The sequence below is a fragment of the Streptomyces torulosus genome (genome assembly GCF_001419765.1).
In the GTDB taxonomy this organism is placed as follows: Bacteria; Actinomycetota; Actinomycetes; order Streptomycetales; family Streptomycetaceae; genus Streptomyces; species Streptomyces torulosus.
In genome coordinates, this window is record NZ_LIRK01000608.1 from 1 (window position 1) to 8,327 (window position 8,327).

Annotated in this window: 8 protein-coding genes, 1 tRNA gene and 1 pseudogene; 8 read left to right on the forward strand and 2 right to left on the reverse strand. The window is 67.1% G+C overall.

All coding sequences use genetic code 11. The features are described 5' to 3' along the window. The 6 genes and pseudogenes from AOK23_RS50690 to AOK23_RS35035 form a co-directional block, all read left to right on the forward strand. Positions 1 to 202: pseudogene (locus AOK23_RS50690) on the forward strand (Tat pathway signal sequence domain protein); the annotation flags it as partial. A 302-nt stretch (positions 203 to 504) separates the two neighbouring features. Further along, entirely contained in the window at positions 505 to 1,740 is a 1,236-nt protein-coding gene (locus tag AOK23_RS35015; RefSeq protein ID WP_055716569.1) for a branched-chain amino acid ABC transporter substrate-binding protein, read from the forward strand. A 115-nt stretch (positions 1,741 to 1,855) separates the two neighbouring features. Next, positions 1,856 to 2,788, forward strand: a complete 933-nt coding sequence (locus AOK23_RS35020; protein WP_055716563.1) for a branched-chain amino acid ABC transporter permease — start codon at positions 1,856 to 1,858, stop codon at positions 2,786 to 2,788. Between the two features lie 5 nt (positions 2,789 to 2,793). After that, positions 2,794 to 4,617, forward strand: coding sequence for a branched-chain amino acid ABC transporter permease (locus AOK23_RS35025; protein ID WP_055716564.1), 1,824 nt, complete (start codon positions 2,794 to 2,796; stop codon positions 4,615 to 4,617). A gap of 7 nt (positions 4,618 to 4,624) precedes the next feature. After that, positions 4,625 to 5,518: an ABC transporter ATP-binding protein gene (locus AOK23_RS35030; RefSeq protein WP_055716565.1), complete on the forward strand. Its 894-nt coding sequence runs from the start codon at positions 4,625 to 4,627 to the stop codon at positions 5,516 to 5,518. After that, positions 5,515 to 6,231, forward strand: coding sequence for an ABC transporter ATP-binding protein (locus AOK23_RS35035; protein WP_055716566.1), 717 nt, complete (start codon positions 5,515 to 5,517; stop codon positions 6,229 to 6,231). The genes AOK23_RS35030 and AOK23_RS35035 overlap by 4 nt, the downstream gene beginning before the upstream one ends. A 112-nt stretch (positions 6,232 to 6,343) precedes the next feature. Here AOK23_RS35035 and AOK23_RS35040 read toward each other — a convergent pair whose 3' ends face one another. Next, positions 6,344 to 7,000 (reverse strand): ANTAR domain-containing response regulator, encoded by a 657-nt coding sequence (locus AOK23_RS35040; protein ID WP_055716567.1) that lies wholly within the window; start codon positions 6,998 to 7,000, stop codon positions 6,344 to 6,346. A 92-nt stretch (positions 7,001 to 7,092) separates the two neighbouring features. Between AOK23_RS35040 and AOK23_RS35045 the strand changes: the two genes are divergently transcribed. Together AOK23_RS35045 and AOK23_RS35050 are read left to right on the forward strand one after the other, a co-directional pair. Next, positions 7,093 to 7,175, forward strand: a tRNA-Leu gene (locus tag AOK23_RS35045). 83 nt (positions 7,176 to 7,258) lie between these two features. Next, entirely contained in the window at positions 7,259 to 8,044 is a 786-nt protein-coding gene (locus AOK23_RS35050; protein ID WP_055716568.1) for a hypothetical protein, read from the forward strand. 4 nt (positions 8,045 to 8,048) lie between these two features. Here the strand turns inward: AOK23_RS35050 and AOK23_RS35055 are convergent. Continuing rightward, on the reverse strand, positions 8,049 to 8,327 hold a 279-nt coding region (locus AOK23_RS35055; protein WP_276205782.1), incomplete at its 5' end, for a pyruvate kinase alpha/beta domain-containing protein.

Below are 8,327 nucleotides of genomic sequence, written 5' to 3' on the forward strand. Positions count from 1 at the left end.
GCAGGGTGATCACGACGGTGCCCGCACCGTCGTGATCACCCTGCGGGTGACAGATTGCGGGAAAGTCCCGAGGAACGCCGGTCTGCCTTTCCTGGACGTAACTCTGCGTAATAGGCGCGCAATAGAAGACCACAGTTTCATCCTCGGCGGACGGTATGCCCACGACCTCTCCGAAGCGATTGAGGTCGCCTGCAGCAACGACTTGACGTCACTACCAAAACTCAAGAACACTCCTGAAAACGCCAGCACACTTCCTGCGGCTTCTCACAATGTGGACAGGGCGAATCGGCCTTAATTCCTCGCATCCACCCACGGAGTACCGCTCTGCATTACGTCGTGTCATAACAAGAGCGTCACAGCCTCGGTCAGACCCTCCTCCACGTTCCCATCACACGCTTAGAGTCACGCCCAGTCACCGCGCCCTCGGATTCGAAGTCATTTTCGTCCCAGCGCTCGACTCGGCCCGCTCAACCAGGAGGGGCCGTGCCACGGAAAGGACTGATCGTGCGTCAACGCTCGCTCATCGCCATCACCGCCGCGCTGGCGGCGGGAGCTCTCACCCTCACCGCCTGCGGCTCGCGCGACGACAGCGCCGGCTCGGACTCCGAAGGAAGCGGCGGCGGCACCACTGTCGTCATCGGTGTCGACGCACCGCTGACCGGCGACCTGTCCGCGCTGGGTCTCGGCATCAAGAACTCCGTAGACCTCGCCGCCAAGACGGCCAACAAGGAGAAGACCGTCGAAGGCGTGACCTTCAAGGTCGAGGCCCTCGACGACCAGGCGCAGCCCTCCTCGGGCCAGCAGAACGCCACCAAGCTCGTCGCCGACAAGGACGTCCTCGGCGTGGTCGGCCCGCTGAACTCCTCGGTCGCCGAGTCCATGCAGAAGGTCTTCGACGACGCCAAGCTCGTCGAGGTCTCCCCGGCCAACACCAACCCGGCCCTGACCCAGGGCACGGACTGGCAGAAGACCAAGACCCGCCCGTACAAGTCGTACTTCCGCACCGCGACCACGGACGCCATCCAGGGCCCGTTCGCCGCGCAGTACGTCTACAACGACGCCAAGAAGAAGAAGGTCTTCGTCATCGACGACAAGAAGACCTACGGCGCCGGTCTGGCCGCCACCTTCACCGAGGAGTTCAAGAAGCTCGGCGGCAAGGTCGCCGGCACCGAGCACATCAACCCCGACACCAAGGACTTCTCCGCGGTCGCCACCAAGGTGAAGAACTCCGGCGCGGACGTCGTCTACTACGGCGGCGAATACCCGCAGGCCGGCCCGCTCAGCAAGCAGATCAAGGCCGCCGGCGCCAAGATCCCCGTGGTCGGCGGTGACGGCATCTACAGCGCCGACTTCATCAAGCTGGCCGGCGCCAGCGGCAAGGGCGACCTGGCCACCTCGGTCGGCGCGCCGGTCGAGGAGCTCCCCTCCGCCAAGGAGTTCGTGGCGAACTACAAGGCCGCGGGCTACAAGGAGGCCTTCGAGGCCTACGGCGGCTACTCCTACGACTCGGCCTGGGCGATCATCGAGGCCGTGAAGAAGGTCGTCGAGGACAACGGCGGCAAGCTCCCGAGCGACGCTCGCGCCAAGGTCACGGCCGCGATGCAGAACGTCTCGTTCGACGGGGTGACCGGCAAGGTCTCCTTCGACGAGTACGGTGACGCCACCAACAAGCAGCTCACCGTCTACGCCGTCGAGAACGGTGCCTGGAAGGCGGTCAAGTCCGGTACCTACACCGGCTGACCCTCCACAACCGCACCATTCCTGAGCCGCGCGGGGCGCTGTTCCACTGGCGCCCCGCGCGGACTCGCATCCGGCCCCCCGTCGAAACATCCGAAACCCTCTCGGAGGACATGCGGTGAACGAACTGCCGCAGCAGCTGGTCAACGGCCTGCTACTGGGATCCATGTACGGGCTGGTCGCCATCGGCTACACAATGGTCTATGGCATCGTCCAGCTCATCAACTTCGCCCACGGCGAGATCTTCATGACCGGAGCGTTCGGCGCTCTGACCATCTACGTGTACGTCCTGCCCGACGGCACGTCCATGTGGATAGCCCTGCCGCTGATGCTCATCGGCGCAGCCCTGGTGTCCACCACCATCGCCGTGGGAGCGGAACGGTTCGCCTACCGCCCCCTTCGCAGCGCCCCACGCCTCGCCCCCCTCATCACCGCCATCGGCCTCTCCCTCGCGCTGCAGCAGGCCGTGTGGGCCTGGTACCCCGAGGCCAAGTCCGCCCGGACCTTCCCCGAGATCCCCGGCGGCCCCTTCGAGATCGGCAGCGTCACCATCCAGACCGGTGACGTCTTCCTCCTGATCGCGGCACCCATCAGCATGGCCGTCCTCGCCTACTTCGTCATGAAGACCCGCACCGGCCGCGGCATGCAGGCCACCGCGCAGGACCCGGACACCGCCAAGCTCATGGGCATCAACACCGACCGCATCATCGTGGTCGCCTTCGCCCTCGGCGCGATCTTCGCCGCGGTCGGCGGTGTCGCCTACGGCCTGAAGTACGGTCAGATCGACTTCCGCATGGGCTTCATCCTCGGCCTGAAGGCCTTCACCGCGGCCGTCCTCGGCGGCATCGGCAACATCTACGGAGCCATGATCGGCGGCGTGGTCCTCGGCATCGCCGAAACCCTGGCCACCGCCTACATCGCCGACATCCCCGGCATGGACAAGTTCGGCAGCCAGTCCTGGGCCGACGTCTGGGCCTTCGTACTCCTCATCCTCGTACTGCTGTTCAGACCACAAGGTCTGCTCGGCGAGCGCGTCGCGGACAGGGCGTGACACCGATGACCACACAGACCACCGCACCCGAAACCCCCACCCCTGCCTCCGGCAAGCCCGCCGGCCTCATCGGCCTCCCCCCGAAGACCGGCCTCGCACTCGCCCTCGGCGGCAGCGTCCTCACCATCATCTCCACGTTCCTCGCCTGGACCTGGACCTCCGCCTTCCCCGGTGACCTCACCGTCTACGGCTACCCGGGCGGCCTGCAGGTCCTCGTCCTCATCGGCGGCGCCCTGGCCACCCTCTTCTGCCTGGCCCGCTACGGCGTGAAGGGCCTCGGCTGGCTGGTACCCGCCGGCGCCGACGCGGCGATCAAGTTCGCCACCCTCGCCACCTTCGCCACCAGCTGGTACACGGTCCTCGCCATCAGCGTCGACCTCGGCGGCCTCGTCAACCTCGAACCCGGCGGCTACCTCGTCGCCGTCGCCAGCCTGGCCGCCTTCCTCGGCGCCCTGGCACTGCCCTTCGAGCGCCCCGAGCCCGACCCGTTCGACCCCGACGACACCGGCTGGGAGCTGTTCAAGCACCGAGCGGCCGGCAAGTGGGCCACGGTCAAGGCGGCCTTCGCCACCGGCACCCCGCGCCGCGTCGGCACGCTCCCCTCGTACGTCGAGATCCTGATCATCGTCGCCGTCCTCGCCCTCGGCCTGACCGTCTTCACCTACGGCATCGGCACCGAGTACGACGAGCTGTTCATCGGCTTCCTGATCACGGCCGCCTTCGGCTTCGCCGCACTCAACAAGGCCGGCCTCATCGCCCAGGCCTCCCAGATCACCGCCCGACACCAGAACATCACCATCTGCGGCGCCTTCGTCGCGGCGGCGCTGTTCCCCTTCACCCAGACCGACGACCAGTACGCGACCATCGGCGTCTACATCCTGATCTTCGCCACCGTCGCCCTCGGCCTGAACATCGTCGTCGGCCTCGCCGGCCTCCTCGACCTCGGATACGTCGCCTTCCTCGGCGTCGGCGCCTACGCCGCCGCCCTGGTCTCCGGCTCCCCCAGCTCGCCCTTCGACGTGCACTTCCCCTTCTGGGCAGCAGTCCTCGTCGGCGCCCTCGCCTCGCTCGTCTTCGGCGTCCTCATCGGCGCCCCGACCCTGCGACTGCGCGGCGACTACCTGGCCATCGTGACCCTCGGCTTCGGTGAGATCTTCCGGATCACCGCCAACAACCTCGACGGCATCTCCGGACCCGACCTCACCAACGGCTCCAACGGCATCTCCTCGATCCCGAACCTCAACATCCTCGGGTTCGACTTCGGCCTCCAGCACTCCATCGGCGGCTTCACCATCGGCCGCTTCGCCAACTACTTCTTCCTGATGCTGCTCATCACCGCCGTCGTCGTGCTGGTCTTCCGGCGCAGCGGTGACTCCCGCATCGGCCGCGCCTGGGTCGCCATCCGCGAGGACGAGACCGCCGCGCTCGCCATGGGCATCAACGGCTTCCGCGTCAAGCTCATCGCCTTCGCCGTCGGCGCCTCCCTGGCCGGCCTCGCCGGAACCGTCCAGGCCCACGTCACCTACACCGTGACGCCCGAGCAGTACCTCTTCGCCGGTGTGATCCCCCCCAACTCCGCCTTCCTGCTCGCCGCCGTCGTCCTCGGCGGCATGGGCACCATCAGCGGACCCCTCATCGGCGCGGCCCTGCTGTTCCTGATCCCCAACAAGCTCCAGTTCCTCGGCGACTACCAGCTCCTCGCCTTCGGCCTCGCACTCATCCTGCTGATGCGCTTCCGCCCGGAGGGAATGATCCCCAACCGGCGCCGCCAGCTCGAGTTCCACGAAGACGCGGAACCGCCCACAGTGCTCACCAAGACGGGGGCCTGACACCACCATGACGACTGACACCATCACCCCGAGCACCACGGGCGAGACCGTCCTCGACGCCCGCGGCGTCACCATGCGCTTCGGCGGCCTCACCGCCGTCCGCAACGTCGACTTCACCGTCAACGCCGGTGAGATCGTCGGCCTCATCGGCCCCAACGGCGCCGGCAAGACGACCTTCTTCAACTGCCTCACCGGCCTGTACATCCCCACCGAGGGCGAAGTCCGCTACAAGGGCAACGTCCTGCCGCCCAAGTCCTTCAAGGTCACCGCGGCCGGCATCGCCCGCACCTTCCAGAACATCCGCCTGTTCGCGAACATGACGGTCCTGGAGAACGTGCTCGTCGGCCGCCACACCCGGACCAAGGAGGGCTTCTGGTCGGCCGTCCTGCGGCTGCCCAGCTTCCACAAGGCCGAGGCCAAGTCCCGCGAACGCGCCATGGAACTCCTGGCGTTCGTGGGCCTGGAGAACAAGGCCGACCACCTCGCCCGCAACCTCCCCTACGGCGAACAGCGCAAGCTGGAGATCGCACGCGCCCTCGCCAGCGAGCCCGGCCTGCTGCTCCTCGACGAGCCCACGGCCGGCATGAACCCGCAGGAGACCCGGGCCACCGAGGAACTCGTCTTCGCCATCCGCGACAAGGGCATCGCCGTACTCGTCATCGAGCACGACATGCGGTTCATCTTCAACCTCTGCGACCGCGTCGCCGTCCTCGTCCAGGGCGAGAAGCTCGTCGAGGGCGACAGCGCCACCGTCCAGGGAGACGAACGCGTCGTCGCCGCCTACCTCGGCGAACCCTTCGAAGACGCTCCCGGCAAGGACGAGGTCGCGGAAGTCGAAGCCGCCGAAGCACACGCCGAGGCCGCCACCGACGCCGCGCCCGGCAAGGAGAACGACCGATGACCGCACTGCTCGAAGTCGAGGACCTCCGGGTCGCCTACGGCAAGATCGAAGCCGTCAAGGGCGTCTCCTTCAAGGTCAACGCAGGCGAAGTCGTCACCCTCGTCGGCACCAACGGCGCCGGCAAGACCACGACGCTCCGCACTCTCTCCGGGCTCCTCAAGCCCGTCGGCGGCCAGATCAAGTTCAACGGCAAGTCGCTGAAGAAGGTCCCCGCACACGACATCGTCTCGCTGGGACTCGCCCACTCCCCCGAGGGGCGGCACATCTTCCCGCGCATGAGCATCGAGGACAACCTCCGCCTCGGCGCCTTCCTGCGCAGCGACAAGCCCGGCATCGAGCGGGACATCCAGCGCGCCTACGACCTCTTCCCCATCCTGGGCGAACGTCGCAAGCAGGCCGCCGGCACCCTCTCCGGCGGCGAGCAGCAGATGCTGGCCATGGGCCGCGCGCTCATGTCCCAGCCGAAGCTGCTCATGCTCGACGAGCCCTCCATGGGCCTCTCGCCGATCATGATGCAGAAGATCATGGCGACGATCGCCGAGCTGAAGTCCCAGGGCACCACCATCCTGCTCGTCGAGCAGAACGCCCAGGCGGCGCTCTCCCTCGCCGACCAGGGCCACGTCATGGAGATCGGCAAGATCGTCCTCTCCGGCACGGGCTCCGACCTGCTGCACGACGAATCCGTCCGCAAGGCGTACCTCGGCGAGGACTAGCCACCGGACCCACACACGAGGAGGCCCGCACCCCCTTCCCAGGGGGTGCGGGCCTCCTCGCACGTACGACGGTGACAGTACGGACCGGCCGCCAGTACGGACCGGGCCGCCGTCAGCCCTTCGCGGCCTTCTTCTCGTCTGCGTCCTGAATGACCGCCTCCGCGACCTGCTGCATCGACATCCTGCGATCCATCGACGTCTTCTGGATCCACCGGAACGCCGCCGGCTCCGTCAGCCCGTACTCCGTCTGCAGGATCGACTTCGCCCGGTCGACCAGCTTGCGGGTCTCCAGCCGGAGCGTGAGGTCCGCGACCTCCTTCTCCAACTCCTTCAGCTCCGTGAACCGCGACACCGCCATCTCGATCGCCGGCACGACGTCACTCTTGCTGAACGGCTTCACGAGGTACGCCATCGCACCCGCGTCCCGCGCACGCTCCACCAGGTCGCGCTGCGAGAACGCGGTCAGCATCAGCACCGGGGCGATACTCTCCTCGGCGATCTTCTCCGCGGCGGAGATACCGTCCATCTTCGGCATCTTCACGTCCAGGATCACCAGGTCGGGGCGGTGCTCCCGGGCCAGCTCGATGGCCTGCTCACCGTCACCGGCCTCGCCCACGACGGAGTAGCCCTCCTCTTCGAGCATCTCCTTGAGGTCGAGGCGGATCAGCGCCTCGTCCTCGGCGATGACGACACGGGTCGTGAGCGGAGGCACGTGCGACTTGTCGTCGTCGGGCGCGTCGAGGGGCTGGGGCGACTCGGGGGCGGTCACGTGGGCTCCTTGTTCAGGGCAGGGGTACTGCTGACAAGAGGGTACCTAGCTGCGGCGCAGCGCGGAGAACCGGTACACTCTCCGGAGCACCGGCCGGGTTGGTGGAACGGTATACACGGAGGTCTCAAACACCTCTGCCCGTGAGGGCTTGCGGGTTCGAATCCCGCACCCGGTACTGCCCCGAAGCGGATGTCCACGTTCTCGTGAACATCCGCTTTCTGCTGCACGCGTCCGGGATCAGTGACGCAGAGTAGCCGCATGAACTTCCACAGCACGGAAGTACGACAATGGGCACTTACGCTCCTCAGGGGCGGCTCGAAGAACGCCGACGTGGCCCGGCGACTCAACATTCCCCTGGGCACGATCGGCTACTGGAAGCACATGGACCGCGCCAAGCGCGGCGAGTGTCCCGGCCGCTCTCAACCCCCATGCCCACGTTGCGACGGTGAGCTGAATTCGTCGGCGTACGCCTACCTACTCGGCCTCTACCTCGGCGACGGGCACATCATCCAGAATCGCTCCATGCGGGCGCCCAGCCTGTCGATCACCTGTGATGAGACCTATCCGGGGCTCATGGACGAGTGCGAGGCAGCCATGCGCTCGGTTTTCCCGAGTAACGCCGTATGCAGAGTCAGGCGCAAGGGCTGTCGAGAGGTGAAGCTCTACTCCATGCACATCTGGTGCCTCTTCCCCCAGCACGGCCCCGGCAAGAAGCACGAGCGGCCGATCGTGCTCGAAGCCTGGCAGCAGGCCATTGTCGATGCCCACCCCTGGGAGTTCGTGCGTGGGCTCATCCACTCCGACGGGTGTCGCATCACCAACTGGACCACCCGCCTCGTCGGCGGTGAGCGCAACCGGTACGAGTACCCCCGGTACTTCTTCACCAACAAGTCGGACGACATCCGGCGGCTCTATACCGGCACCCTCGACAAGCTGGGCCTGGAGTGGACGCACTGCACCCGCCACGGTGACCCCTACAACATCTCCGTCGCCCGTAAGGCTTCAGTGGCGCTTCTCGACGCTCACGTCGGGCCCAAGCACTGACCCCCTATCCCTTCGGGGCGTCGTCCTCGGCGATGTGGTGGATGTGGACCAGGTTCGTGGTGCCCGCGACGCCCGGTGGGGAGCCGGCGGTGATGACGACCGTGTCGCCCTTGCGGCAGCGGGCGTACTGCAGGAGCAGTTCGTCGACCTGGCCGATCATCGCGTCCGTGGAGTCGACGCGCGGTCCGAGGAACGTCTCGACGCCCCAGGTGAGGCTCAGCTGGGAGCGGGTGGCCGGGTCGGGGGTGAAGGCGAGGAGGGGGATCGGGGACCGGTACCGGGA

Excerpts from the sequence above, each read along its gene's own strand:
- AOK23_RS35050 (WP_055716568.1), top strand. The coding sequence starts at position 7,259 with ATGAACTTCCACAGCACGGAAGTACGACAATGGGCACTTACGCTCCTC.
- AOK23_RS35035 (WP_055716566.1), top strand. The coding sequence starts at position 5,515 with ATGACCGCACTGCTCGAAGTCGAGGACCTCCGGGTCGCCTACGGCAAG.
- AOK23_RS35025 (WP_055716564.1), top strand. The coding sequence starts at position 2,794 with ATGACCACACAGACCACCGCACCCGAAACCCCCACCCCTGCCTCCGGC.
- AOK23_RS35030 (WP_055716565.1), top strand. The coding sequence starts at position 4,625 with ATGACGACTGACACCATCACCCCGAGCACCACGGGCGAGACCGTCCTC.